The 26,534-nt window shown below is 58.8% G+C and carries 19 protein-coding genes; 8 read left to right on the top strand and 11 right to left on the bottom strand.

Features of this window, described 5'->3' with window-relative positions; all coding sequences use genetic code 11:
• Positions 1-5 precede the first annotated feature (5 nt).
• Both ACRC0P_RS01030 and ACRC0P_RS01025 read left to right on the top strand, forming a co-directional pair.
• The gene (locus tag ACRC0P_RS01030; RefSeq protein ID WP_438627640.1) at positions 6-170 is read left to right on the top strand and encodes a hypothetical protein; all 165 of its coding nucleotides are present in this window, start codon (positions 6-8) and stop codon (positions 168-170) included.
• 826 nt (positions 171-996) lie between these two features.
• Entirely contained in the window at positions 997-1,143 is a 147-nt protein-coding gene (locus tag ACRC0P_RS01025; RefSeq protein ID WP_438627638.1) for a hypothetical protein, read from the top strand.
• A gap of 1,978 nt (positions 1,144-3,121) precedes the next feature.
• On the opposite strand, the gene ACRC0P_RS01020 is transcribed toward ACRC0P_RS01025, so the two are convergent.
• Positions 3,122-4,459 carry an ISNCY family transposase gene (locus ACRC0P_RS01020; RefSeq protein WP_438627636.1) on the bottom strand — a complete coding sequence of 446 codons (1,338 nt, stop codon included), beginning with the start codon at positions 4,457-4,459 and terminating at the stop codon, positions 3,122-3,124.
• Positions 4,460-5,070: 611 nt separating this feature from the next.
• Between ACRC0P_RS01020 and ACRC0P_RS01015 the strand changes: the two genes are divergently transcribed.
• Both ACRC0P_RS01015 and ACRC0P_RS01010 read left to right on the top strand, forming a co-directional pair.
• Positions 5,071-6,171, top strand: a complete 1,101-nt coding sequence (locus ACRC0P_RS01015) for an efflux RND transporter periplasmic adaptor subunit (RefSeq protein ID WP_438627634.1) — start codon at positions 5,071-5,073, stop codon at positions 6,169-6,171.
• Positions 6,168-9,227: an efflux RND transporter permease subunit gene (locus tag ACRC0P_RS01010; RefSeq protein ID WP_438627632.1), complete on the top strand. Its 3,060-nt coding sequence runs from the start codon at positions 6,168-6,170 to the stop codon at positions 9,225-9,227. The genes ACRC0P_RS01015 and ACRC0P_RS01010 overlap by 4 nt, the downstream gene beginning before the upstream one ends.
• Positions 9,228-9,263: 36 nt before the next feature.
• Here the strand turns inward: ACRC0P_RS01010 and ACRC0P_RS01005 are convergent, their stop codons facing one another.
• Positions 9,264-9,827 carry a class II aldolase/adducin family protein gene (locus tag ACRC0P_RS01005; RefSeq protein ID WP_438627630.1) on the bottom strand — a complete coding sequence of 188 codons (564 nt, stop codon included), beginning with the start codon at positions 9,825-9,827 and terminating at the stop codon, positions 9,264-9,266.
• 60 nt (positions 9,828-9,887) lie between these two features.
• On the opposite strand from ACRC0P_RS01005, the gene ACRC0P_RS01000 reads away from it, so the two are divergent.
• Positions 9,888-10,757 (top strand): universal stress protein, encoded by an 870-nt coding sequence (locus ACRC0P_RS01000; RefSeq protein ID WP_438627628.1) that lies wholly within the window; start codon positions 9,888-9,890, stop codon positions 10,755-10,757.
• Between the two features lie 36 nt (positions 10,758-10,793).
• On the opposite strand, the gene ACRC0P_RS00995 is transcribed toward ACRC0P_RS01000, so the two are convergent.
• The 8 genes from ACRC0P_RS00995 to ACRC0P_RS00960 form a co-directional block, all read right to left on the bottom strand.
• The gene (locus ACRC0P_RS00995; RefSeq protein ID WP_438627626.1) at positions 10,794-11,702 is read right to left on the bottom strand and encodes a U32 family peptidase; all 909 of its coding nucleotides are present in this window, start codon (positions 11,700-11,702) and stop codon (positions 10,794-10,796) included.
• A 10-nt stretch (positions 11,703-11,712) separates the two neighbouring features.
• Positions 11,713-12,708: a ubiquinone anaerobic biosynthesis protein UbiU gene (gene ubiU, locus ACRC0P_RS00990; RefSeq protein WP_438627624.1), complete on the bottom strand. Its 996-nt coding sequence runs from the start codon at positions 12,706-12,708 to the stop codon at positions 11,713-11,715.
• 11 nt (positions 12,709-12,719) lie between these two features.
• Positions 12,720-13,205 (bottom strand): ubiquinone anaerobic biosynthesis accessory factor UbiT, encoded by a 486-nt coding sequence (gene ubiT, locus ACRC0P_RS00985; RefSeq protein ID WP_438627622.1) that lies wholly within the window; start codon positions 13,203-13,205, stop codon positions 12,720-12,722.
• A 162-nt stretch (positions 13,206-13,367) separates the two neighbouring features.
• Positions 13,368-14,201, bottom strand: coding sequence for a peptidylprolyl isomerase (locus ACRC0P_RS00980; RefSeq protein ID WP_438627620.1), 834 nt, complete (start codon positions 14,199-14,201; stop codon positions 13,368-13,370).
• Positions 14,202-14,227: 26 nt separating this feature from the next.
• Positions 14,228-14,926 (bottom strand): respiratory nitrate reductase subunit gamma, encoded by a 699-nt coding sequence (gene narI, locus ACRC0P_RS00975; RefSeq protein ID WP_438627618.1) that lies wholly within the window; start codon positions 14,924-14,926, stop codon positions 14,228-14,230.
• A gap of 7 nt (positions 14,927-14,933) precedes the next feature.
• Positions 14,934-15,647: a nitrate reductase molybdenum cofactor assembly chaperone gene (gene narJ / locus ACRC0P_RS00970; RefSeq protein WP_438627616.1), complete on the bottom strand. Its 714-nt coding sequence runs from the start codon at positions 15,645-15,647 to the stop codon at positions 14,934-14,936.
• A 12-nt stretch (positions 15,648-15,659) separates the two neighbouring features.
• Positions 15,660-17,192, bottom strand: a complete 1,533-nt coding sequence (narH, locus tag ACRC0P_RS00965; RefSeq protein WP_438627614.1) for a nitrate reductase subunit beta — start codon at positions 17,190-17,192, stop codon at positions 15,660-15,662.
• A complete protein-coding gene (locus tag ACRC0P_RS00960; protein WP_438627612.1) occupies positions 17,189-20,968 on the bottom strand; it encodes a nitrate reductase subunit alpha in 3,780 nt (1,259 codons plus the stop codon). The genes narH and ACRC0P_RS00960 overlap by 4 nt, the downstream gene beginning before the upstream one ends.
• 286 nt (positions 20,969-21,254) lie before the next feature.
• On the opposite strand from ACRC0P_RS00960, the gene ACRC0P_RS00955 reads away from it, so the two are divergent.
• Together ACRC0P_RS00955 and ACRC0P_RS00950 are read left to right on the top strand one after the other, a co-directional pair.
• Positions 21,255-23,123: an ATP-binding protein gene (locus tag ACRC0P_RS00955; RefSeq protein ID WP_438627610.1), complete on the top strand. Its 1,869-nt coding sequence runs from the start codon at positions 21,255-21,257 to the stop codon at positions 23,121-23,123.
• 27 nt (positions 23,124-23,150) lie between these two features.
• Positions 23,151-23,414 carry a hypothetical protein gene (locus ACRC0P_RS00950; RefSeq protein WP_438627608.1) on the top strand — a complete coding sequence of 88 codons (264 nt, stop codon included), beginning with the start codon at positions 23,151-23,153 and terminating at the stop codon, positions 23,412-23,414.
• A 170-nt stretch (positions 23,415-23,584) separates the two neighbouring features.
• On the opposite strand, the gene ACRC0P_RS00945 is transcribed toward ACRC0P_RS00950, so the two are convergent.
• Positions 23,585-25,198 carry an antiporter gene (locus ACRC0P_RS00945; RefSeq protein WP_438627606.1) on the bottom strand — a complete coding sequence of 538 codons (1,614 nt, stop codon included), beginning with the start codon at positions 25,196-25,198 and terminating at the stop codon, positions 23,585-23,587.
• A 410-nt stretch (positions 25,199-25,608) separates the two neighbouring features.
• On the opposite strand from ACRC0P_RS00945, the gene narL reads away from it, so the two are divergent.
• The gene (gene narL, locus ACRC0P_RS00940; RefSeq protein ID WP_438627604.1) at positions 25,609-26,286 is read left to right on the top strand and encodes a two-component system response regulator NarL; all 678 of its coding nucleotides are present in this window, start codon (positions 25,609-25,611) and stop codon (positions 26,284-26,286) included.
• Positions 26,287-26,534 lie beyond the last annotated feature (248 nt).

Raw genomic sequence — 26,534 nt, 5'->3', positions numbered from 1 at the left:
GAACTGTGGACTGTCCCGGGGTGGGTGTCCTGGAACTGGCACCGGGAACTGGCATCGGGGTGGGTGGCATCGGGGTGGGTGTCCTGGAACTGCTGGGTGTCCTGGAACTGCTGGTCGAGTGGGTGTCCTGTAACTGTCGCTGTAACTGCACAGGGGTGGGTGTCCTGTAACTGCACACTGGTGTCCTGTAACTGCACACTGTAACTGCACATTGTGCGGCTTGCAGGGGTGACTCGGCCGGGCAAAGCGGGTAGTCTTTTACGGTGAGCGCACCGGCAATCCTTGTTTTCAGAGAGTGCGGGCAGCTCAGGCATCTATCCAAACCAAAAATGAAAGGAGAGGCGCTATGAAAGCCAAGTCTCAGGTGAAAGCTGGCCCGAAGTTAGAAGTAAATCCGCGATAAGCGCATCCGCTAGCAACCATTGAACTCCCCACGAAAAGGAGGAAAGCCATGAAAGCCAAATCTCAAGTAAAAGCCGGCCCGGAACTGCAGATCCACGGTCACGGTTGATCCCCAAACCACAAAAGGGAGAGGTGCTGTGAAAGCCAGGTCTCAGATAAAAGCTGGTCCAAGACTGAAGATCCAACCAAATTGACTTCTCAAACCGCAAGCAGATAAAAGGAGAAATGGATGAAAACGAAATCCCAGGTGAAAGCCGGTCCGGAACTTAACGTCAATAATTGACCTATCAAACCATAAACCAGAAGAAAGGAAAAATGCCATGAAAGCCAAATCCCAGGTGAAAGCCGGCCCGGAACTGGACATCCACGGTTGACTTCTCAAACCGTAAACCAGATAAGAGGAGAAATGCCGTGGAAACCAAATCTCAGGTAAAAGCCGGCCCAGAACTAAAGATCAAAACTTGATCTCTCAAACTGCAACCCATATAAAAGGAGAAATGCTATGAAAACCAAGTCCCAGGTAAAAGCCGGCCCAGAACTGGACATCCACGTTTGATTCATCAAACCTCGAACTGGATAAAAAGAAGAGATGCGGTGAAAACCAAATCTCAGGTGAAAGCAGGCCCGGAACTGGAAGTCCAACCAAAACGACCTTCCGATCCGCAAACCAGACAAAAGGAAAGACGTTATGAAAATCAAATCCCAGGTAAAGGCTGGTCCGCAGCTGGATGTTCAAGATGATTGACATCTAAAGCCGGAAATCAAATGAAAAAGAAGGAATGTTATGAAAGTCAAATCTCAGATAAAAGCCGGCCCGGAGATCAAAATCCAACCCAAAACTTGACGTGCAAACCGGCTATTGAAAGGTAACCCGGCAGTTGCCGGGTAACTGCCTCCATCCTCACTCTGCCCTAGACTTTCCAGCATATTTGCTTCCTTCCCACCGAAATAGCGCCCAGTAGCAGCGTCCATGGCCACGATCGGCCGCCAGGCTTGCTTAGCGTACGCCGATCGCGGCCATGGGCCGCTCCTACAGGGTGATGCATCAATGCCTTTATTGCGGAAGGCATTGGTAAAAAATCCCCCCCATTGCCGGAGAGAACCGGATAGCCCGGAGCCGAAACAGCAACCGGAATCCCTGCGGCCCCGACGGGAAGTAGTAGACAACAGCTGGCGTAAGCCCTGCACAGGACGTGCCCATCTTTCGGGCGTGGATGCCACGACTTATGACGAGTTCGGTGGGATGCAGAGCCGGTGCAAAGGCGGACACTTATTCTGGAGTCTTGCACTGATCGGATGAGGAAGGCTGAGGAAACCCCTGGCTAGTCGGAAGTAAAAAAGCCGGCAGCAAGCAATTTACTGCCGGCACAATTGATGGTCCCAACCATCGGACGGTTACAACAACACTATCAAGAGCGAAGGAAGCATCCGTGCCCGACCAGGCCTTTCCTCAAACTGGGCAGACGTAGGCTCTGTGTATACCCAGCCGGCCTGGCAATTCAGCTGGCGCTGAACGGCTTCCTGCCCGAGCCGCGCCGCACTCGGCACGGTATCCGGTCCGTCGGATAAAGCGCTGAGGAGTGTCCATCCATAGACGGCCCTGAACAACCGGGTGGCAACGCCGTTCCTCAACCCTGAGCGCTACTCTACGGATAAACCGATAACAGGTCGATCACACGCCATTACACGCCATTACAGGTTTGGCGAGTTTTTAACCAGAACTTGCCACTTAATCTCTCTGGTAGGAGCGGCCGCTGGCCGCGATCGACCTCACTTCCGTAGTGCTGCCGATCGCGGCCATGGGCCGCTCCTACAGATTCGTCCATCAGTGCTATTATTCCGCCGGGCAATGGTAAAAAATCCCCCTCTCACTTAGAATCCGGTCCTTTGATGAGCACAGCGAAGCCTACCCCAATGGCCCTCGCCATCCGGGGCTCGGAAACGCCGCGCATAACCGCAAAGTAATCAAAGAACGCACGCCCCATCATTGGCAGGCCCCAAAAGATACACAGTTCCGTTTTTGACGGTCGACAGGAAGTGACTCAGCAGGCCAAAGCGGTTAGTCTTTTGCTATGAGTACGCCAGCGACTCTGTTTTTCAGGGGTTCTTGCGGCTCGGGTGTGTATCCAAACCACAAACCAACCCAATAAAAGGAGGGACGCCATGAAAGCCAAGTCTCAGGTAAAAGCCGGCCCGGAGCTGGACATTCAACTTTGACATCTCAACCGCAAACCAGATAAAGGGGGAGTGCCGTGAAAACCAAATCTCAGGTAAAAGGCGGTCCGCAACTGGAAATCCAAGACGATTAACTCTCAAGTCACAAACCAGATAAAAGGAGAACGCTATGAAAACCAAATCCCAGGTAAAAGCCGGCCCGGAGCTGGAGATCCACGGTTAACCTATCAAACCTCAAACCAAGAATAACCGGAGGGGTGCGAATGAAAGCCAAGTCTCAAGTGAAAGCAGGCCCGGAACTAAAGGTCCACGATAAACCGTAAACCAGATGTAACTAGTTCCCATCCATAAACGCGCATTTTTTTAGAAACTGGCGCTGGCACCAAATTTTCATTGGCGTGAAGCCATCCAATTCCCAACACCTCGGATCAATCTGGTTAATATTTAACCAATCTTATCTTGAGCTGCTTTTTCAGGGCGAAAGCTATTGTGCCGACTGCTTTCTCAGCACTTTTTGTAGTGTTTGCCGAGCTACTATTGAGCGTTAGCCGCTGTCCATTCGCACTAGGTGCGTCAAGTTATAGCTGATCACCGAGGACCAGACAAAAGCCATGAAGCCGTTTTCGCCCTTCCACATCGCCTTGCCAGCACCAAAGACTCTTTTCAGCTCTGAGATGTTGGCTTCAATACCCGCCCGGAAGTTTCGTAATTTTCTCAAGGTTTTTTCTTTAATGCCCATCGCACCGAGTGTGATGCCATTCTTTCTGTGAAACGCTACTCTCTTCACGCCCAATTCTTTTGCAGTATCGACATTCTTGTGACTGGCGTAACAACCGTCCGCTACCGTGGTTGTCGGTATACTGCCATAGAGGCGCTGGTATTCTTCTAATATAGGAATAAAACGATCACTATCACTCGGGTTCCCATTCTCTATCAAGAGCGTCGTAATAAACCCATTTTTGTCTGTCGATAAGTTGACCTTGTGCCCGTAATCTATACCGCGTTTTGCTTTGACGATGATGTCGGTGTGTGGCTCAAACAGACTCACGATCTTTTCCGATGCCGGCACTTTTTCACCATAAATTACCCGACGCTCGGTTTGATCGATTACCTGCTCCAGCAAGCCCCGGTAGTGCCTGACTTCCTCGATCCAAAACTGCGACAGCGGGTCAGTGCTCTTCAGTTCGACTTGGTCGATGGCTTTATGACTCTGCTTTATTACACGCTTGGCCAAGGGAAGTAACTCTTCGTATAGCTTGTCTTTCTCAGCTTTTTTCCCGTAAAAAATAGCTGCTGCCAACTGTCTGGATGGTTTGCGGTAATCTGTTAATCGCAATTTTACCCCTGTGCGATCCTTGGCTTTCTCAAACAGACGACTCAATACTCGAATGCCATCGTCCAGAAGGCCACTATCGGAAGGACTGACTATGTTGCTTTTGACAACTGTGCTGTCCAGGCGCATGGATTCGTTATCAATCACACCGTCACTAAACGTATTGACCGCAAGTTGCTCGAACACCTTTTGTAATGTTTCCGGCTGAATCCGGCGGATGTTCGTGCACAACGCCGACTTACTTGGATAGCAATCTCTCTCCAGCCGAGCAAAGGCGCGGTAGCTTTGCGAGTCCGCCAAGTGAAAGGCCAGCTTGTCGTAACTCACACCTGTGATTTGCTTCAGCAATAGACAGCGAAGAACACTTTCAACGGACAGCCCCTTGCGGCCAGTGGGGAGTGCGTCACCGGGGATTAAATCGCCCTCCAGCAATGCGATCAGCTCGGGACGATCATCCAAGACGTTCGATAGCTGCGCGAGGAAATCGCCAAACTCGTGTTTTGCGTAGAAATCAAATATACTCTGCTGCACTGTGCGGGTTTCTCGCATAGTAAGGCCCTCTGGTTTTGTTGATTATTTTCTTGCTCGAAAACGATTTTACAAAACTTTAGGGCCTTTTTTAAGGCCTGGAGAAAATTTTTTCCTTATATTTCAATACCTTACCCGTTTATGGATGGGAACAAGTTAGGGAAGCGGGTTTCATCCAGGAGTATCGTCTTACCTTTCGTTGACCGTGCGAGATGCCGGGAGCCGCCGAAGGCCGACATCGCTATTCGTTTCAGCAGGCTGGACCACGGGCAATAGCTGACGTGCCCTTTTTGTATCATGGGCTGCGTTCCAATCGCTTTCGCAGGGCTGCCAACAAATACAGAGATCCCGCCACAATCTGGCGTGTCCCGCCACATGCAATGTTCTGCCGGGCCTAACCCAGACTGGATGCGCCCGGTGACGTTGCCGACGTCGCCGTCAATTGAATGGCCGGTTCAAAAGATATCCTGGCGGGATCGTTCGATGTGGCGTTCCATCGCCCGGTGTATCCTGGTTTAGTTCGCAGATGAGGCGGCGGCCTGAACATCTGAGTTGCCCGTACCCTGTCTCCGGGACTGCGAGCCGTAACGCTTTCGGGCGTGCATCATCCGCTTTGTCAGAGAACGCCTTCCATGCCCCTTCCTCTTCATAAATGCTCGACACTGCTACTTACTCTATTTGTTCTGCAGGGCTGCGACACGGATGAGCCTCAGACCACAACTGAAGCGGCCTCGGTGGTCAGTGTCGTGCGTGCAGAAGTGCGGCCCCTGGCTTCCTCCATAGCGGTGACTGGCACATTGGCCCCGCGCCAGGTGGTGCTGGTTCACACGCAAACGCCGGGGCTGGTGGTAACGGAGTTGTTGGCGGAAGAAGGCCAAACCGTTCGTGCTGGCCAAATTCTGGCGCACCTGTCCTCCGAGCGCCAGCGCGCCGAGTTGGCTGGCTCGCGCGGAGAGCTGCACCGAGCTGAACAGGCACTGGCCCGCGCCGAGGCACTCGCCCCCTCCGGCGCGATGACGCGTAGCGAGGCCGATGCGGTGGCGGCCAGTCATGCCGAGGCGCTGGCGCGCGTGCGCGCCCTGGAAATCGACCTTGCACGAACCGAGGTCCGCGCTCCGGTGGCGGGTTTGCTACAACGACGGAACATCGAAATCGGCGAGGCCGCAAATGATCAACCTCTGTTCGAGATCGCCGCCGATAGCGCCATGGAGCTGGTCGCCGACCTCAGCGAGGCCGCCTGGCGCCAGGTTCGCATCGGTCAAAGCGCCGACATCACCTTGGCGGAAGGACAGGTTTTCTCGGGCCACATACGCCGGTTGTCCGGCGCGCTCGACAGCCGCACCCGGTTGGGGCGTGCCTGGATCAGCCTCGACAATCCACCCGCCGGGCTCGTCTCCGGCCAAGGCGCCACCGCTCGCTTGCAAACCGGGGGCGCCGATCTTCTCGCGCTTCCTCAGTCCAGCCTGCTCCATGATCAGCTGGGCGCCCACGTGTTTCTCGTCAGGAACGGTAAGGCCGTGCGGCAAGACGTGATCCTGGGTGAGCGGAACAGCGAGTATGCTGAAATCGTCAGAGGTCTGAACTCCGGCGATGCCGTCGTGGCGAGAGCGGGGTCGCTGTTGCGCGATGGCGATGCCGTCGTGGCGGAAGCGGGGTCGCTGTTGCGCGATGGCGATGGCGATCCCGTCCGGATCGCGACAACCGGCAACGAACCGGAAGGCCGCGAGCGATGAATTTCAACATTTCCGCAAGAGCCATCCGCAAGCCCGTGCCCTCGCTGGTTCTGTTCGTTCTGTTGCTTCTGCTGGGCGTGTCATCTTTCCTGTCGTTACCGGTCGGCCGCACACCCAATATCGACCTGCCGCTGGTCACTGTGTCCATTTCACAGCCGGGAGCGGCACCTGAAGAACTGGAAACGGACGTAACACGTCTGGTCGAGAACGCCGTGGCGGGGCTTGCCGGTATACGCCACATCAGTTCGTCGGTCACCGACGGCCTTTCAACCACGCGGGTCGAGTTCCAGTTGAACGTGGCCTCTGACACAGCGCTGTTCGAGGTCAAGAGCCGCGTCGATGCCCTGCGCAGCGAACTCCCTGCCAACATAGACGCGCCGGTGGTCGCCAAGGTCGATACGGAAGGCGTGGAACTGGTGACCTGGCAGGTTTCCTCGCCCCACAGATCGCTGGCCGAACTGTCCTGGTTCATCGATGACACGGTGTCCCAGCACCTGCTCGGATTGCCGGGTATCGGCGACGCGGTGCGCAGGGGCGGAAGCGACCGGGAAATCGAAGTCGCCCTGCATCCGGATCGGCTGCTCTCACTGGGAGCCACGGTTGGCGACGTACAGCACGCGCTTCGTGGCAGTCGGGTCGATCTGCCCGCCGGACACTGGAATGCGGCCGATGGCCAGCAGCCCATACGCATCCTGGCGCGGGCACGTTCGGTCCGGGAACTGGCCGATACGCCGTTGCCGCTCGCCGGACACAGCTTGCGTCTCGGCGATGTGGCGCGCATTAGCGATACATCTGCCGAAACCCAGACCTTCCTGCGCCGCGACGGCGTGCAGTCCGCGGTGGCCTTCTCTGTGTTCCGTGCGCGGGGCGCCGATGAGCTTGCCGTGGCGCAGGCAGTCGCCGATGCGTTGCCAAGGTTCAGGGCCCTTGCGCCGGACATCACCTTCACGCTTATCGATGAAACGACTGCTCCTACCGCGGAAACCTTCGATGCGGCAATGAGCACGCTGTTCGAAGGCGCACTTCTTGCGGTCGTCGTTGTCTTCATGTTCCTGGGCAACTGGCGCGCCACTCTCATTGCCGCAGTGTCATTGCCATTGGCAATCGTTCCGACGTTCTGGGTGCTCGATTTGATGGGCTACACGCTGAACATGCTCAGCCTGCTTGGCGTGACGCTGGTGACCGGCATCCTGGTGGACGACGCTATCGTCGAGATCGAGAACATCGAGCGTCACATGCACATGGGCAAGACGCCGCGCCAAGCCACATTCGATGCCACCGCCGAAATCGGTCTGGCGGTGATGGCAATCTCGATCAGCGTCGCCGTGGTGTTCGCGCCAGTAGGTTTCATGAGCGGTGTCGCCGGCCAGTACTTTAAGGAATTCGGACTGACGGTTTCGGTATCGGTCCTGTTTTCGCTGCTGGTGGCCCGGCTCATCACGCCCATCATGGCGGCCAACATACTGCGCCCTTCGAAGAAACCACAACCCGGCGAGGAGGACACCCCGGTTTCCCCGACCGGCTGGTATGCGCATATGCTCGCCTGGGTGGTACGCCGCAAGGGTGTGGTGATCGCTTTCAGCATCCTTGGTTTCGGGCTGTCGCTGGCAGCTGCCAGCCAGTTACCGGATGATCTGGTGCCGCAGGAGGAAACCGGGCGCTTGGTATTCGCCTTGGAAGCTCCTCCCGGCCTCACCCTTTCGCAATTGGCCGACCGAACGGACGCTATGGCCAGGCGCATACGCTCCGAACGGCCTGAGGTGGCGCATGTCCTGGTTGAAGGCGGTGTGTCGCCATCGGGCAAGCAGGAGCTTCGGCTTGCCACGTTGATCGTCCACCTGCGGCCCAGAGGCGAGCGCGAGAAGAGCCAGCGTCAGGTGCAGATTGCCATTCGCGACTTGCTGCGCACATTGCCGGACCTGCGCGCCTGGCCCTTGAACAGCAACCTCGGCCGCGAGGTGGAAATCTCGGTTGCTGCGGCAACGCCATCGCTTCTGGAAGAAGCGGCCTCCCTGGTTGAATCTCGAATGCAGGAATTGGAGCTGGCGAATATCGCCATGGACTCCGGCTTTATACGCAACGAGATCCACATCACGCCGCGGCTGGCGGACGCTGCCCGGCTCGATATTACAACGAGGCAGATCGCCGATGCGGTGCGCCTGGCGGCCGTGGGTGATGCCGACATGATGTTGCCGAAGTTCAAGACAGAGGATCGTCTGGTCCCCATTCGCGTGCGCCTGGATGCGTCGGCTCGGCAAGATGTTGAATTGCTGCGTGCACTCCCGGTAGCGCGCATCGAGGGACAGTCCATTCCACTCTCCGCCGTTGCCGACGTCCGGTGGCAAGGAGGGCCTTCGTCGATCGAGCGATACGACCGTCAACGTCGCGTACTGGTCGGGGCGGACCTTGCCGGCGGCGCGACCCTTGGCACAGCATTGACCGGAATTCGTGCATCCGAAGAGGTGCAGGCGCTGCCGCTTGGCGTATTGATCCAGCCAGCGGGCGACGGCGAACTCCTGGATGAAGTGATGAATGGTTTTGTCGGCGCACTGGGCCTGGGGCTGCTGTTAATGTTTGCCGTCATGGTGCTGCTGTTCTCGGGTTTGCGCCAGCCGCTGATCATCCTGTTGTCGCTGCCGCTGGCCCTGACAGGGGCGATCCTGGCGCTATACGTGACCAGCACACCCATCAACCTACCGGTGTTGATCGGCATTCTCATGCTGATGGGAATCGTTGCCAAGAACGCCATCCTGTTGGTGGACTTTGCAAAGATCGGAGAAGACGGCGGGATGTCGCCCACCGATGCCATCGTCCATGCTTGCCGCACCCGGGCGCGACCCATTTTGATGACCACACTAGCGATGGTGGCAGGTATGCTACCCAGCGCATTGGGAGGCGCCGTCGGCGGCGGATTCCGCTCTCCCATGGCGGTCGTCGTTATTGGCGGCCTGCTCGTGGCAACGGTGCTATCCCTGTTGACGACGCCGGCGCTATTTCTAGCGGTCGAGAGTCTGTATGTCCGCTTTCGGGTGTTCGGGCTTAAGTCGCCTGCATAGGGCTCGGAGCCGGTACATGCTGCGTGGACGGCTTTATCAGGACTTATAGTCCGGCTCAGCGCGATCCAGAACGCGCTTGGCGCTTTCCAGATGGAGGCGCGCACTCTCCGGATCGCCCTCCCGCATCTGCCGGGCGGTTTCTTCGGCAACGACCGCCGGAACCAGCGGTCTTCCACTACTCATGGCCCTGATCTGCACATCCGCAGCCCGCTCCAAATAATAGAGATCGTCCCATGCTTCCGCGATCGTCGGGCCACAGACCATCACCCCATGGTTCTTCATAAACAGGATGCCATTGTCTTCGAGCACGCCCGCGATCCTGTCGCCTTCGCGTTCATCGAGCGCCAAGCCGTTGTAATGTCCATCCACGGCGGTTCTACCGTAGAATTTGAACGCCGTCTGGCCCGCCCAGGCCAGCGGTACGAACTGAAAATCGCTGAGCTTGGCCATGCCGCTCGGACGCGCAGCCAGGATAATCTGACGAAATGCGTCGCTGTTCTGGAAAATCCTCTCCGGCCTGTGGATCGTCACACTGCTGGCTGTTATTGCGTTGTTTTCCACCGGAGAGTAATTGGTTCCCGCCACACTGATCTGGATCAAGAAGTCGCGAGCAGTTAGCGTTAGATTCAATGGGAGAACCGTACCTATAAGGATGATCCAATGAAAAACATTCTCGTGATTCTCGATAAGCCCAAACATGAACAGATCGCCCTGCAGCGAGCCATGGCACTGGCCGAGGCGGCGGGCGTGCGACTGCACCTGGTCAGTTTCGCCTACGAGCCACAGCTGACCCTGCCTGGCGTGCACGAGGCAACGGACGACCTGGTGCAGATGATAGTGAGCGGACGCGAACACTGGTTGGAGGAACTACGCAAGCGCCACCAGCTTCCCGCGGACACGGTGACCGAAGCCGTGTGGCACTACAGTATCGCCAACTGGACCCAGGAGGCGCTGGCGCGGGAGCCCTTCGACCTGGTCATCAAGACGGCCCAGAAACAGTTTGGCCGCGGCGGCTTCGGCTCCATCGACTGGCAGTTGATCGAGCGCTCACCGGTGCCCCTGTGGCTCGCGGTCAGCACGCCCTGGGTCAAACGCGAGCGCCTCGTGGCGGCACTGGACCCTTCCGTGGACAACCCCCTGCACCAGGAACTCAACCTGCGGGTACTGGCCACCGGCGACCGGCTGACGCGGCTGCTGAATGCGCAGCTGGAAGCGGTTGCCTGCCTGCCCGGCGTCGGCGTGCTCGAGGAGCTGGGACTGGCGCCCAGGCAGGACACCTCCGCCGAACAGCAGCGCTCGCTGCGCGAGCATCTGCAGGCGATGATCGCTGACAGCGGCGCCAGCTGCAGTGAGATGCACCTGGTGTCCGGCAAGCCGGCGCGCGAGGTCAACCGGATCGTCGACCGCAACAAGGCCCGCCTGATGCTGGTCGGGCGCGGTGTGCGCAAGGGCCCCGCCGGCTTGCTGCTCGGCAACACCGCGGAGCGAATACTTGCCAGGTCCAATACCGATGTGCTGATCGTGCCCTGAGCGATCGGCCATTCGACACTGAAAACAGCTTCGGCTTCAGGTGTGGCACCAGTCTGTAGAATCTGCATCGCGACCACTACGCGCAATCAGTTCGAGGCCCGCATGGTCGCGCCAGTAACCGTCGACGCCATGCGGTAGAAGATCCGGGTTCAACTCGCCACGGCGGGCGCTGTCAAAGGCAGCGACCACCTGTTCCATACGCAACCATTGTGGGGAGATGCGCAGAATGTCGATCCCGAGCTCACGCAGTTCCGGATAATGGCGCAATAGATTGACAGGCTCCCCGGACAGCGTCTGGATACCGTTGATCACGAACAGCTTTTCGCCCTCCTGGGAGGCCAGCGACAGACCGTCGGGATATTCCATACAGCGGTATCCACAGTTGTCCTTGTCAAGCCCGAGGTGGCGGGCGGTGAAGCAGCGCGCCGAATAGGCGAGCGGCATATGTCCGTAAGCGAACAGCTCGACCTCGGGCTTACTGCCGCAGACGTTCAGCACATCGCCCAGTTGCCGCCCGCTCATTTCCACCGGCGCGGTCCAGCGCACCATGCCAAGTGACATCAGGTGAGACAGCGCCCGATGATTGTAAATATTGATCGCCGGACCACAGGCAAACGGCAGTCGGGCTTCCGACAACAGCTGTACCGCCGACATATCATTGGCCTCGACCAGCAGTTGCCCGTTGTCACAGATTTTCCGCACCCAATTCAAGTCGGCATTCGACTCCAGCAGCGTCGGCGTCGACAACACTATCTGCTTGTCGGAAACCTCCACCAGGGTCCGGGCCAGCTCCAGCCAGTCCGCCGCGCGCAACTGGTGCCGCTTGCCGCACACCACCTCCCCCAGGTAAACGATATCCAGCGGCGTGGACAGCATGCTTTCATAGAACTGGTTGATATCGGTCCGGCTCCAATAGTACTGCACCGGCCCCAAGGCGAGCTGCATACCGCCTCCTCTACTGCCAGGGGCGATCGTAGGCGCCCAGTGTGGTTTGCTTGCCTTCAGAGTTTTTTGCCAGTGTCCCACGCCAGCGCTCCTTGACCGAGAAATCGGCGCCGCGTTGCAGCACTTCGTCGATCGCCTCGCGCCAGGTGCGCACCACCTGCGCCACATAGGCGGGGCTGCGCTGCCTGCCTTCCAGCTTGATCGCCTGAATACCCGCCGCTTTTAACTCCGGAAGCAGTGCCATGCTGTTCAGGCTCGTGGGTTCTTCCAGGGCATGCTGGCGCTTGCCGTCCACCACAAAGCGCCCCTTGCACAGGGTGGGATAACCGGCGTTTTCGTTGTCGGCGAAGCGGTCTATCAATACGCCGTTGAGTCTTGTCTCCAGCCCGTTCGCCCCGTTTCTCCACTCCACCGCCCTGGCCGGGGAGCAGACTCCGTTCAAGTTGGGCGACTCACCGGTGACATAGGAACTCAGGTGGCAGCGCCCCTCGGCCATGATGCAGAGGCTGCCGAAACCGAACACCTCCAGCTCCACCCGGCTGCCGGCCGCCAGCTGCTGCACCTGCTTGAGCGACAGCACCCGCGGCAGCACCGCGCGGCGAATGCCAAACTGCCGGCGATAGAATTCCAGCGCCGCAACGCTGGTCGCCGACGCCTGCACCGACAGGTGCAGGGACAATTTCGGGTACTTGTCGCGCGCATACCCCATAAGACCAATATCCGCCATGATCACCGCGTCGGCCGAAAGGTCGGCAGCCCGGTCCACCGCCGCCTGCCAGCGCGGGAAACTTCCTGGCTTCGCATAGGTGTTGATGGCGACGAACAGTTTCCTGTCCCGACTGCGTATACGCTCCAGGGCCCGCAGCGCACTCCTGTCGTTGAAGTTGAGACCGCCGAAATTGCGCGCGTTGGTGTCGTCATTGAATCCGATATAGACAGCGTCGGCGCCGTTGTCGATGGCGGCTTCCAATGCCGGCACGCCGCCGGCGGGACATACGAGTTCCATAGGTTTTCCATTTATTTCGGAGCCGCGTCTGCCAGCGCCCCGGCTACCAGCACCAGCCAGCGCTGCGCCCGTTGCGGTAGGCGGCTCCGGTCGATTGCATCCAGGCGGTTTTTGGCCGTCAATCCGAGTTCGGTATCACCGCTGATACTGAGCCGGCGGTGAAAGAACAGCGTGTCCGGATCTTCCCTGCCGCTGGCGATGGCCAGAAAGTCCGCGGCTTTCGCCGCGATGGTGGCATCGGTAATTGCACTCACCGGTGCGCGCACGAAACGCGCACCGCGTTTTCCTATGCGCAGGCTAATGCGAAAATCACTGATCGCAATCTCCAATACCCGCCCTTCGAGAAAATCGAACCCGCCCTCCTCCAGCTCTTCGGCCAGCTGGATGTTGAGGAATTTCATCAGGGCCAGTTCACCCGGCCACTTGGGCAGTACCGGCAGCAGCCGGCAGCCGAACCGGTAACCTCCGCGGGAAATGGACTTGCGAATGGACGCCATAACTATCTCGATTTAGGAAGGCCCTGAACAAGTAATCTCGTCATTCCTGCGAAGTCTGGACCCCAGGAATCTGGATCCCGGCCCAGACCAGCGGCAAGTGCCTATATGGATTTTTCACTGCCATCTGTATTCCTCCCGGAAAAGCGTGCGGCCTCTCACCGATTAATGCGCCCAATCCCGTTTCGACAGCAAATCGATACCCGTGATGCGGGCGTGGGATACCAGGTCCAGCAGGTAGACCCGTATCATCCGCCGGCGCAGCGACTGCTGGAGCTGTTGCGCAATCTTTTCCTCCACCATTTCAAATAGCAACGGCTGCCCCGGTTCAAACTGCTCCACGTAAATCAGGTGCAACCCATAGTCGCTGGCCACCGGCTCCGGCACCAGGCCGACGCCGTACCGAAACACCGCCTCCTCGAAAGCCGCAAGCGTATCTCCCGGGCCTATCTGGCCCAGACAGCCACCGGCGTCCCTGGATGAACAGGCGGACTGCGTAGGGGCAAGTTCTGCAAAGTACACCAGCGGATCGGCGGAAGCCTTGATTTCCATCAATAGGGAATTCGCCAGCCTCCGGATTCGACCTTCCTCCTCCCTATCGGCGCCTGTCGCCGGTAGCAGGATATGGCGCACCTCCGCCAGCGGCGGCGAAGTGAATTGCTCCCGGTGCTGGCAGTAATACTCCAGGCAACTGGGGCGGCCGGGTTTGGGTACCGGCACTTCCAGCTGCAACAGCTTGTCCACCGCCGTATCAAAGCCGGCACTTCCCGGCAGTGTTTCCCGGTCACAGAGTCCCTGTGCCCGGGCGCGCTGGCTCAGAAGTTCTCCCAGAACCAGGGAGCGGGCCGCGTTGAAAATTGCCTCTGCCGGCGTGGCGGCCGGGTGGTACTGCATCTCCCTGTATACCTGTTGCGGGGATATCTCCCGACCGTTGACACAAATCGTTTGCAGAAGATCGGGACGGTCCCCGTCCCGGTCTGAAGCCAGTAAACCGTTCATAGTCAGCCCTGTAGGTGATTCCCCGATCAAACCCGACGGGCGCCTCTCGCCCGTACGACCTGGTAGTTGCGGCCCAGGTACTGCACCGGCAGGCTCCAGACGTGTACCAGGCGGCTGAAGGGGAACAGCAGGAACAGCGTCATGCCCAGGAACACATGCAGCTTGTAAATGATGTGCACGTCGCTGATCGCGGCCACTGCCTCGGACGCATTGAAGGTGACAATGGACTGTGCCCAGATCATCAATTGGAGCATGACCGCGCCGTCCATGTGGCCGGCGGAGACGAAGATGCTCAACAAGCCGAGTATCAACTGCACGTACAGCAACAGCAGTATGGTGATATCCATTGTCGAGGAAGTGGCGCGCACACGGGGGTTGGTCAGGCGGCGGTGGATCAGGATGGTCATGCCGACAAAGCAGATGACCCCGAAGAGGCCACCGGCGATCATCGCCAGCGCCTGCTTGGTGGATGCCTCAACCCCCAGCAGATGCCACACCGCCTTGGGGGTCAGCAGACCCACAAAGTGTCCGGCGAGTATCGCGATTATCCCCACATGAAACAGGTAGCTGCCCAGGCGCAGCTTCTTCTTTTCCAGCAGCTGGCTGGAGCCGGTACGCCAGGTGTACTGATCCCGGTCGTAGCGAATCAGGCTTCCCACCAGGAAGACGGTGAGCGCTACGAAGGGATAGATTCCGAACAAAAGCGTATTAAAATAGTTCATCATTTACTCCTCACCCAGGTGTCGCACTGTTCCGGCCTTCATCCGCCCAGACAATGGGCTCCTCCCCCATAAACTGCGCCGCAGCCGGGCGCTGTACACTCTGGTCGCAACTGCCGCCCGCGGAGAAGGAAACGGCCTCCTCCTCCCAGATTTTGTCCAGCGCTTCCGGCGTATCGTCGGGCTCCTCCTTGGATACCACCTCCGCGAGCGCCGTCATATCCACATTCAGGCCGATCAACCCCAGCAGGCCGGTCAATAGGTGCGCGTAGACGGATTCCTTTTGCCTGAGCCGGGCGGACAAGAGTGCCAGTACATGAGCTATCTGCTCCAGCCATTCCCGAGCCGCGGTTTCCTGGGTCGCGCAGAACTCCAGGTAGGTGGGCAGATAGTCCGGCAGCTCCCTTTCCGATAGCTCCAGGCCCGCTTCCCGATAGTGCTTGAGAAGCTCCACCATGGCCTGCCCGCGATCGCGGGACTCGCCGTAAATATGTTCGAAGATATGCAGGGACACGGCGCGCCCGCGCTCGAACAGACCCTCGTACTCGCTCTGCCAGTCGAGCAGATCCCGCTGCCGCTGGTATTCGATGAAATGCAGGATACTTTCCCGCACTTCGCCATCGAGTTCGTCCGCCTGCTCCACCCAGCGGGTGAGTTCCGGCAGGTTTTTTGCCAGAGCTTCATCCGGATAGTCCAACAGGTGCGATATCAGCTGAAGTATTTTCATTGGTTTCTCCGGTTACTCCACATTCTTCGCCGGGATAACCTGGCGAACGGCGGGGTTTTTGCCTCCGAAAATATTGACCGAGTCGTTTCCGGTACTGCATCCGTTGCCGAAACTGAAGCCACAGGAGGATTTCATGTCATAGGCGTTTTCCGCATAGGAGCGGTGACTCGAGGGAACGACAAAGCGATCCTCGTAATTTGCCAGGGCCATGTAACGGTACATTTCCTCGACCTGCTGTACCGACAGACCAACCCGCTCCAACAGCTGGCGGTCCTGCACTCCCTCGAGGTGCACCGAGCGCATATAGGCGCGCATGGCGATCATGCGTTCCAGCGCGCGCTCCACCGGCGCTTCATCGCCGGCGGTAAGCATGTTGGCGAGATATTTCAACGGAATGCGCAGGCTCTTGAGGTCCGGGATATCGCCGCTCATGCCCACATGGCCGGCCTCGGCGGCGGACTGGATCGGCGACAGCGGTGGCACATACCAGACCATTGGCAGGGTGCGGTACTCCGGGTGCAGGGGCAGCGCCACCCGCCAGTCGATCGCCATCTTGTACACCGGTGACTGCTGGGCCGCGTCGATCCACGCCTGGGGAATACCCTCGGCGAGGGCGGCCTCCTGCACTTTGGGATCGGCCGGGTCCAGGAAGATATCGCACTGCGCCCGGTAAAGATCCTGTTCGTTTTCCACCGCGGCGGCCTCCTCGATACGATCCGCGTCGTACAGCAGCACGCCGAGATAGCGAATGCGGCCGACACAGGTCTCGGAGCAGATAGTGGGTTGCCCGGACTCAATACGCGGATAACAGAAGATGCACTTCTCGGATTTTCCGGTTTTCCAGTTGTAGTAGATTTTCTTGTAGGGGCACCCGGAGACGCACATGCGCCAGCCGCGACACTTGTCCTGGTCGATCAGGACAATGCCATCCTCCTCCCGTTTGTAGATGGCACCGCTGGGGCAGGACGCCACGCAGGCCGGGTTGAGGCAGTGCTCACACAGGCGCGGCAGGTACATCATGAAGGTATTTTCGAACTCTCCGTATATCTCCGCCTGCACCTGGTCGAAATTCTTGTCCTTTTTGCGCTTCTCGAACTCGGTGCCGAGAATTTCCTCCCAGTTGGGACCCCATTCGATCTTTTCCATGCGCTCGCCGGTGATCAGCGAGCGGGGGCGCGCTACCGGCTGGTGCTTTTTCTGAGGTGACTGGTGCAGATTCTGGTAGTCGAAATCGAACGGCTCGTAGTAGTCGTCGATCTCCGGCATTTCCGGGTTGCCGAAGATATTGGCCAGCACCCGGTGTTTGCCGCCCTGGCGGGGCTGGAGTTTGCCGTTTTTCCCGCGCTCCCAGCCACCTTTGTATTTGTCCTGGTTCTCCCACTCCTTGGGGTAGCCGATGCCCGGCTTGGTTTCCACGTTGTTGAACCACGCGTATTCCACCCCTTCCCGGGAGGTCCATACGTTTTTGCAGGTTACCGAGCAGGTGTGACAGCCGATGCACTTGTCGAGGTTCAGCACCATGCCGATTTGCGCTCTTACTTTCACTCTGACGCCCCCCCTGCAATCTCTGTTACCTTGGCATCTTCGCCATCCAGCCAGTCAACTTTGTTCATCTTTCTCACAATAACAAACTCGTCCCGATTACAGCCGACGGTGCCGTAGTAATTGAAACCGTAGGATTGCTGGGCATAACCACCGATCATATGGGTGGGCTTCATCACTGCGCGGGTAACGGAATTGTGGATGCCGCCCCGGGTTCCGGTGGTTTCCGCCCCCGGGGTGTTCACGATCCGCTCCTGGGCGTGGTACATCATCGCCATTCCCTCCGGAACCCGCTGAGAGACCACCGCGCGGGCGGCGATGGCGCCGTTGACGTTGAAGATCTCTATCCAGTCGTTGTCCTCCACGCCCGCCAGCTTCGCATCCCTTTCGCTCATCCACACGATGGGGCCGCCGCGGGAGAGCGTCAGCATCAGCAGGTTGTCGGAATAGGTGCTGTGGATGCCCCATTTCTGGTGCGGCGTGATCCAGTTGAGCAGGATCTCTTTGTTGCCGTTGGATTTCCTGTTCAGCACCGGCTCCACAGTTTTGAGATTGACCGGCGGCTTGTAGACACAAAGGGTCTCGCCGAAGTCGCGCATCCATTCATGATCCTGGTAGAACTGCTGGCGGCCGGTGATGGTGCGCCAGGGAATATACTCGTGCACATTGGTGTAGCCGGCGTTGTAGCTCACATGCTCGTCTTCCAGCCCGGACCAGGTGGGGGAGGAAATGATCTTACGCGGTTGCGCCACTATGTCGTTGAAGCGGATCTTTTCCTCTTCCTTGGGCCTGGCGAGGTGCGTGTGGTCGCGACCGGTGATCTCGCCTAACGCGGCCCAGGCCTTTACCGCCACCTGACCGTTGGTTTCCGGCGCCAGAGAGAGAATCATTTCCGCCGCGTCGATGGCGGTTTCTATTTTTGCGCGGCCATCCCGTGCGGAATCCTCGCAATAGGTGCGGTTGAGTTTTTTGAGGAAGTCCACTTCCGCATCGGTATTCCAGGAAATTCCCTTGCCGCCGTTGCCGAGTTTTTCCAGCAGGGGGCCAATGGAAGTAAACCGGTTGTAGGTGTTGGGGTAATCCCGCTCCACCGGGATCATGCTTGGGGCGGTCACACCGGGTACCAGATCGCACTCGCCCTTCCACCAGGCTTTCACCCCGAACGGCTGGGCGATTTCCGCGGGGGTATCGTGGTGAATCGGCAGGGTCACAAGGTCGGTTTCCACTCCCAGGTGCCCCTCGGTAAGTTCAGAGAATTTCTTTGCGATGCCCTTGAAGATTTCCCAGTCGGAACGCGCCTGCCAGGCGGGGTCCACCGCCCTGGTCAGGGGGTGAATAAACGGATGCATATCCGAAGTATTCATATCGTCCTTTTCATACCAGGTGGCGGTGGGCAGGACGATATCGGAGTACAGGCAGGTGGTGGACATGCGGAAGTCCAGGGTTACCAGCAGATCCACCTTGCCTTCGCTGGGCGTGTCGCGCCATGTGACATCCTCCGGCTTTTTGCCGCCGGACTCGCCCAGGTCCACACCCATCAGGCCGTGCCGGGTGCCCAGCAGGTGACGCAACATATATTCGTGCCCCTTGCCGGAGGAACCCAACAGGTTGGAGCGCCAGATAAACAGGTTGCGCGGAAAGTTCTGCGGGTTGTCCGGGTCCTGGTTGGCAAACTTCAGTTCGCCGCTCCCGAGCTGCTGCACGACGTAGTCTTTCAGGTCCATACCCGCGGCGGCGGCTTCGCTTGCCAGCCGCAGCGGATTCGTACCCAGCTGCGGAGCCGACGGCAGCCATCCCATGCGCTCGGCGCGGCTGTTGAAATCGATAATGGAGCCACTCCATTTTTCCCTGTCCGCCAGCGGGGAAATGACTTCGCTCATCTCGAGCTTTTCGTAGCGCCACTGGCTGGAGTGATTGTAGAAAAAGGAAGTGCCGTTCATGTGGCGCGGCGGACGCTGCCAGTCCAGGGCAAACGCCAGCGGCGTCCACCCGGTCTGCGGGCGCAGCTTTTCCTGGCCCACGTAGTGCGCCCAGCCACCGCCACTCTGGCCCACGCAGCCACACAGCATCAGCATGTTGATCAGGCCGCGGTAGTTCATGTCCATGTGATACCAGTGGTTCAACGCGGCACCGACGATCACCATGGAGCGGCCGCGGGTCTTGTCCGCAGTGGTGGCAAATTCCCGTGCAACGCGGATCACATCCTCGCGCTTGACTCCGGTGACCGCCTCCTGCCACGCCGGGGTGTAGGGCTTGTTGTCGTCGTAGCTGCGGGCGCAATTGGGGTCGTCCAGGCCATGCTCGACGCCGTAGTTGGCGAGTGTGAGGTCGTAGACACTGGCTACCAGAATGGATCTGCCGTCCGCGCCGGTGATTTTTTTTACCGGCACCTTGTACTCGATCACGTCGCTGTGATCCGTGTGCTGGAAATAATCGTATTCGTGGACCTGACCGCCGAAATAGGGGAAGGCCACTTTGAGCACGCCGTCGGCGCAATCCTTCAGGCTCAGCTTCAGTTTCACTTCCGCCCCGTCGCGGCCGTCCCGCTGCTCAAGGTTCCACTTACCCTGCCCATCCTTCGCCGCGGGCTCGCCCCAGCGGAAGCCCACGGAGCCGTTGGGGCACACCAGTAGGTCGTCGTCGTTGACGGCGATGGTTTTCCATTCCGGGTTATTGTCCTGGCCCAGGTTGTCGGCCAGATCCGAGGCGCGCAGGAAACGCCCCTGCACCAGCCTGCCGTCTTTTTCCTCCAGGGTCACCAGCATGGGCATATCGGTGTAGGTGCGCACATATTCGGTGAAGTAGGCGCTGGGTTTGTCCACGTGGAATTCCCTCAGGATCACGTGGCCAAAGGCCATGGCCAGGGCGGCGTCGGTGCCCTGGCGCGGTGCCAGCCAGGTATCGCCGAACTTGGAGCACTCGGAATAATCCGAGGTGATCACACAGGTCTTGGCGCCCTTGTAGCGCACTTCACTCAGGAAATGGGCATCCGGCGTCCGGGTCTGGGGGACGTTGGAACCCCACACGATCAGGTAATTGGAGTTGTACCAGTCGGCGGATTCCGGCACGTCGGTCTGCTCACCCCAGACCTGCGGCGAGGCCGGCGGCAGGTCGCAATACCAGTCGTAAAAGCTCAGGCAGTTGCCGCCTATCAGGGACAGGTAGCGGGCACCCGCGGCGTAGGACACCATGGACATGGCGGGAATCGGGGAAAATCCGGTTACCCGGTCCGGGCCATAGGTTTTGGTGGTGTACACATTAGACGCAGCGATCAGTTCGTTCACCTCATTCCATTCGATGCGCACGAAGCCCCCCATGCCGCGGCACTCCTTGTAGGACCTGGCTTTTTCCGGGTCTTCGACAATACTGGCCCAGGCGTCCACCGGATCGGCGTGCTGCAGCCTGGCCTGGCGCCAGAGCTGTACCAGGCGCTTGCGGATTTTCGGGTACTTGAGGCGGTTGGCCGAGTACATGTACCAGGAGTAGCTGGCGCCGCGCGGGCAGCCCCTGGGCTCGTGGTTGGGGAGATCCGGGCGGGTGCGCGGATAGTCGGTCTGCTGGGTCTCCCAGGTGACCAGCCCGTCTTTTACGTAGATTTTCCAGCTGCAGGAGCCGGTACAGTTCACCCCATGGGTGGATCGCACAATTTTGTCGAACTGCCAGCGGCGGCGATAGCCGTCCTCCCAACTGCGGTCATCCCAGGTTTTTTCACCGTGGCCGTCCGCGAAAGGCTCTTTGCGCTTTTTGAAATATTTCAGTCGGTCCAGAAAGTGGCTCATGCTTTACTCCGAGACGAAAATGCCGGTGTCTTGCCGTGGATGAAAAGCAATATAAAAGGTGCGGCAAGTGAATTCACCGGGGTGCCGCCGAGGCAAAAATGACCGCCTACCCCCTAAGTGGTAGAGGTATTACCGGTGCCGGGCAGCCGCGGCCGCAGCTGGTCCGGCGCGGCGTGGCCGGCGGGTTGGAGGAGGGGGCCGACGGGACTCATTGCGGTTTTTTGGGGGTACTACCAAATACAGTGGTGTCGGGCATAATGAGTGCCTTACCTGCGGAGAATATCCTATGGGCAATGTACTGAATCGCATCCGCCAATCCATTGTGTTCCGTATCGGGGTGCTGATGCTGCTCACCATTGTGGTGGCCATCGGCTCCATGGTGGCCTCCTATGTCATCTCCGACGCCGCGGAAAATGACGCCGCCGCCGTCAACCTGTCCGGCTCGCTGCGCGCCATGACCTACAAATCGGTGGCCACCGCCTCCAGTGGTGACCAGAGGGCCACGCAGGATCTGGCGGAACAGATATCCGCGCGCCTGGATCATATCGCCACCATCTCGGAATTCTCTCCCGCCGACCAACAGCCGGAGGCACAGAATTTTCGAGAGGTGCGCCAGGAGTGGCGGCAGCATATCCTGCCGTTGCTGGCATCCGTCGCCAACGGGGAAAGCCGCATCAGCGAAGGCAAACTCCTCAACACCGCTGAGTCATTTGTGGACCGGGTGGACACCCTGGTACTGGATTACCAGCACACCGCGGAGCACAAAGTCGAATTGCTGCGCCTGGTCCAGCTCTGCTCTCTGTTCGCTACCGTCATACTGGTCTATTTTTCCCTCTTCTCGCTGTCCCGCTCGGTGGAGCAGCCGCTGCGCAAACTGATCGCCAGCTGTCGCGATATCGCCAGGGGCAACTTCCGCCAAAAACTCGACCTGCACGGCGAGGACGAATTGGGCCTGCTGGCACAGACCATCAACCGGATGTGTGAGGTTATAGACGGCACACATCGCGAACTGGAAACGCGGGTCAGGGACAAGACCGCACAGCTGCACAAGAGCCACGAGGTACTCAACTTTCAATACCGCCTCGCGCGGCGCATCAGCGAAGGCCCGCTCAATGGATTGGAAATGGACCAGTGGTTGGCGGAGTTCAGCGAGCTCACCGAACTGCACGACCTCGACCTGTGCCTGATGACGCCGGAGGGAATGACCCCTTACCAGCACCTGATTCACGGCGCCGGCAACAACGCCTGCCAGGAAAGTAATTGCAACAGCTGTGCCCACGCCTCCGGCCCCAGGGAGGTCGCCGGCCAGCAGATCTACCGCTTCCCCCTGGAAGCGGACAAACGCAATTACGGTGTCCTGGTATGCACCCTTCCGCAGGGCCAGCTGCTGCAGAGGGAACAACAGCTACGCCTCAGCGCATTTGCCGATGCGGTCACCACGGCGATAACTCTGAAGGAGCGCAGCGAGCAGGACCGGCGCGTGGCCCTGATGGACGAGCGGGGCATTATTGCCCGCGAACTGCACGACTCCCTGGCCCAGTCCCTTTCCTATCTCAAAATCCAAGTGGCCAGGCTGGCCCGCTGCAACCGCGGCGATGCGCTGGACCGCGACCAGGTCGCGGAGATCACCTCCGAACTCAAGCAGGGCCTCAACGCCTCATACCGGCAGTTGCGGGAACTGCTTACCACTTTCCGGCTGCAGATAGCGGAGGGAGGGCTGCGCGCCATTCTGGAAAAATCCGTTTTCCAGCACCGCGAACAACACCCGGAGATCACTATCGATCTGGTCTACGATCTGGAGGAAATCCCACTGACCCCCAACGAAGAGATTCACCTGTTACAGCTGGTGCGCGAGGCCTCGCAAAACGCGGTGTATCATTCGTGGGGCGATCATATAAGCATCCGCCTGACACAGGGCGAGGGGCAGGAAATCCGGGTCAGTATCTGCGACAACGGTGTCGGCATCAGCGAGTCGCCGGAGAAACGCAATCACTTCGGCATGTCCATCATGCAGGAGCGTGCCAGCAACCTGAGAGGCGGGCTGGATATCCGCCGCTGCGAAAGCGGCGGCACCGAGGTTTCCTTTGTCTTTGTTCCCGAGTACGCCCGCGAACGCCAGCTGTTGTGGAACAACGCTGCCGGGTCCGGTGGATGAGCGGGGTGGAGTCTAACCGAGCGAATTGTGAAACCGGATACCACCACCGCTATGCGCGAACTGATTTCACAGGTTCGCAAAACCCTGCCATTCCATCTGCCGGCGAGCCAACTGTGTGCCGGCCCCTGCCGCGGATGCCCGAAAAAACTACTGGAATTCCTCGACCAGGAGTTGGAGGAATGGGAGACCCGCCTGGATTCCGGCGAAAAGCCCACTATCGGTGACGTATCTCGCTTTGGCAAAATGTGCCGGCGCATTCACGCTGCGCTGGCAGCCAACAAACTGGTCTAACTACTCACCCCGACAGTCCCCTCTCCCCCTTTTGGGGGAGAGGGTAGGGAGAGGGGAGCCGGTCAGCGCCCCCTCCCCCGGCCCCTCCCCCGCAAGCGGGAGGGGGAGCGTAGTTACAAAAAAACGAGAGGGGTTGCCCCCTCTCTCATTCATGGCCCAATCAGATTTGATCACGGGTTATAGAATTCGCTGCCTTTGCGCAGGTAGTACCAGTAGTTGATAACCAGGCACAGCGCGTAGAAAACAGCAAAGCCGACCAGCGCATATTCCGGGGTAGTCGCCTTGATCTGTTCGCCGAATACTTTCGGGATATAGAAGGCTCCGTACGCCGCTACCGCGGAGGTCCACCCCAGCACAGGGCCGGCCTGCTCTTTTGGAAACACCATGGCAATGGTGCGGAAAGTCGAGCCATTGCCTATTCCCGTGGCCGCGAACAGAACCAGGAACAGCAGGAAAAAGGGTACGAAATACTCCTCCGGCGTTGCGGATGCATAGGCCGCCTCCATGTAGTAGGACACACCCAGAGCACTGACAACCATCACCAGTGCACATACCTGGGTTACCAGGGCGCCGCCGATCCGGTCGGCAATCCAACCCCCAACCGGGCGTATCAGTGCGCCGATAAAAGGCCCCATCCACGCGTACATCAGTGCACTGGGACCGTTTACATTTACAGTGCTGTGAGTCATCACGCCATCGACCGCCACGTGGCTGTAGCCGAAGATCACCTTGATCGCCAGGGGAAAAGCCGCGGAATAACCGATAAAGCTGCCAAAGGTCATGGTGTAGATCACACTCATTACCCAGGTGTGCTTGTGGTTGAAAATCCGGTACTGCCTGTTCAGGCTGCTTCTGATCTCCCCGGGCAATAGCTTGAGGCCGTAGACAGTACCGAAAATCACAAAAACCAGCACAATTTCCTTGGGTACTCCCCACCCGGACCCATTCGCGCTTTCCGGCAGCAGTAACCAAAGACCCACCACGGCGGTGAGGAAACCTATGCCGAGCATCAGGGTCATCCTGCCAAAGGCGCTGGCCGGGTTGCCGATATCCGGCGACACCTCTTCGGTACGGATATTGTTCATACCAAACCAGCCGGCCAGCACCAGGGGCACCAGAATCAGCAGCCAGAGAAATCCGGCATTCTGTATCCACGCCGGGGAACCCGCGGGGATTTTTCCGATCAGGGTTCCGGACGAACTCACCAGTGTCATCGGATCTCCGCCCATAGCGCCAAAGGCACCAAAGGTCATAAACAACGGCACCAGTATCTGCATGGTGGTAACGCCGAAGTTGCCGAGCCCCGCGTTCAGCCCGAGAGCCAGCCCCTGTTTTTCCCGGGGGAAGAAAAAGCTGATATTGGACATGGAGGAAGCAAAGTTACCACCCCCCAGGCCACTGAGGAGAGCCAGCAACTGGAAGATCCACAGCGGCGTGTCGCGGTCCTGCAAAGCAATCCCCGCTCCCAGGGCGGGAATGATCAACAGTGCGGTGGTGAATACTATGGTGTTGCGCCCGCCGCACAGACGGATAAAGAAACTGCTGGGAATGCGCAGCGTAGCGCCGGTCAGGCCGGCTATCGCCGTCAGGGTGAACAGCTCAGACTTGGCAATGGGGAAACCCAGATTGAGCATCTGTACAGTGATGATCCCCCAGTACAGCCATACTGCGAATCCGGCCAGCAGGCTGGGAATTGAAATCCACAGATTACGGCTCGCAATTTTACTTCCCCGGGACTGCCAGAACTGGCTGTTCTCCGGAGACCAATCGTATATGTCGGACACAGTGGCGGCTCCTGTTCAAAATGTTTCTCAATGCCACTATGGCCGCCCCCGCGACAGCGCTCAATTACCATCAATAAGTACCCCGTTTTCCACAGGTTGCCTGAATATCTGCGGGTATATCCTCCTATGCATCGGGCCCCGGTAATCCGTACCGACGAAAATAGCTGGGCGCCACTACCCATTTTGGGGTAGTCGGCTCCACTGCCCCACAGTTGTGTTAGCATCAGATTTGATAACTGCTCACCCCTGTAGGAGCGACGGGGCGGCCATCCGACATGCCCGCGAACAGAACCCGATCGCGGGCATGGCCCGCTCCTACAGGGTGGCTCGCTTAAGCCAATACAGGTTCCCTATGGGTGAGTAGTTATCAGATTTGTAAAATCCGATGGCACAACAAGACGGGGAAAACCATGTCCAGTCCAGCAAGAGTCATGATGGTTGACGACCATCCCCTATTCCGCAAAGGACTGATGCAACTATTCAGCCTGGAGCCCTGTCTCGAACTGGTGGCGGAGGCCAGCAGCGGTGAAGAGGCGGTGAAGCTGGCACAGGAGTGCGATCCGGACATCATCCTGCTGGACCTGAATATGCGGGGTATGGACGGCCTGGATACGCTGCGGGCCATGCGCGCCTCCGATGTCACTGCGCGCATCGTAATGCTGACGGTGTCCGACAATAACGCCGACGTGGTGGCCTGCATACGCGCCGGGGCAGACGGCTACCTGCTGAAGGATATGGACCCGGAAGATATCCTCGAACAGGTATTGGCGGCGACCCATGGCAAGCTGGCGATAAGCCAGCGGCTTACGGAAATCCTCGCCTCTGCGCTGCGCAAGCCGGACAATTCCGGGGCCGACATACTGTCCACCCTGACCAGCCGCGAATACCAGATACTGCAGTTGATCGCGATGGGGCTGAGCAACAAGCTCATCGCCCGCGAACTCGACATCTCCGACGCCACCGTCAAGGTACATGTCAAACATCTACTGAAAAAACTCAACATGCGCTCCCGCATAGAGGCTGCGGTGTGGATGGTTAACCAGAAGCGCAGCGAACCCGCCCCCATCGGTCGATCTTCCGAACGTTAGCCGGCGTTTACCCCTTGTGAACTGTTTTATCGTGTTACCGCACGGCAGTGGTGACCAGCCGGCGGGTACCCTGGTGGAACTCACGCCGCTTGAATCACCCTTTGCCTGATCCGAGGGTTTTCGCCCTCGTGTCCTGGCGCCTCTTTTTTCTGTTCTCCCCCACCTTCTCCCGTCTACCTGCCGCCGCCTTGACACAAATCAAGGCGGCCACTTGCAAGCTCCCATAACCTGAACCACTACATATAGTG

Origin of the sequence: Microbulbifer sp. (genome assembly GCF_051659245.1) — a bacterium.
Lineage (GTDB): Bacteria > Pseudomonadota > Gammaproteobacteria > Pseudomonadales > Cellvibrionaceae > Microbulbifer.
Note: the sequence above shows the minus strand (reverse complement) of the source record. Positions and strands in the feature narration are given on the sequence as shown.

Bases quoted from the DNA above. Each gene is read 5' to 3' on its own strand.
- narL (WP_438627604.1), top strand. From the start codon at position 25,609: ATGTCCAGTCCAGCAAGAGTCATGATGGTTGACGACCATCCCCTATTC.
- ACRC0P_RS01015 (WP_438627634.1), top strand. From the start codon at position 5,071: ATGCCCCTTCCTCTTCATAAATGCTCGACACTGCTACTTACTCTATTT.
- ACRC0P_RS00995 (WP_438627626.1), bottom strand. From the start codon at position 11,702: ATGCAGCTCGCCTTGGGGCCGGTGCAGTACTATTGGAGCCGGACCGAT.
- ACRC0P_RS00980 (WP_438627620.1), bottom strand. From the start codon at position 14,201: ATGAACGGTTTACTGGCTTCAGACCGGGACGGGGACCGTCCCGATCTT.
- ACRC0P_RS01000 (WP_438627628.1), top strand. From the start codon at position 9,888: ATGAAAAACATTCTCGTGATTCTCGATAAGCCCAAACATGAACAGATC.
- narI (WP_438627618.1), bottom strand. From the start codon at position 14,926: ATGATGAACTATTTTAATACGCTTTTGTTCGGAATCTATCCCTTCGTA.
- ubiU (WP_438627624.1), bottom strand. From the start codon at position 12,708: ATGGAACTCGTATGTCCCGCCGGCGGCGTGCCGGCATTGGAAGCCGCC.
- narJ (WP_438627616.1), bottom strand. From the start codon at position 15,647: ATGAAAATACTTCAGCTGATATCGCACCTGTTGGACTATCCGGATGAA.
- ubiT (WP_438627622.1), bottom strand. From the start codon at position 13,205: ATGGCGTCCATTCGCAAGTCCATTTCCCGCGGAGGTTACCGGTTCGGC.
- ACRC0P_RS00960 (WP_438627612.1), bottom strand. From the start codon at position 20,968: ATGAGCCACTTTCTGGACCGACTGAAATATTTCAAAAAGCGCAAAGAG.
- ACRC0P_RS00955 (WP_438627610.1), top strand. From the start codon at position 21,255: ATGGGCAATGTACTGAATCGCATCCGCCAATCCATTGTGTTCCGTATC.
- ACRC0P_RS01010 (WP_438627632.1), top strand. From the start codon at position 6,168: ATGAATTTCAACATTTCCGCAAGAGCCATCCGCAAGCCCGTGCCCTCG.
- ACRC0P_RS01020 (WP_438627636.1), bottom strand. From the start codon at position 4,459: ATGCGAGAAACCCGCACAGTGCAGCAGAGTATATTTGATTTCTACGCA.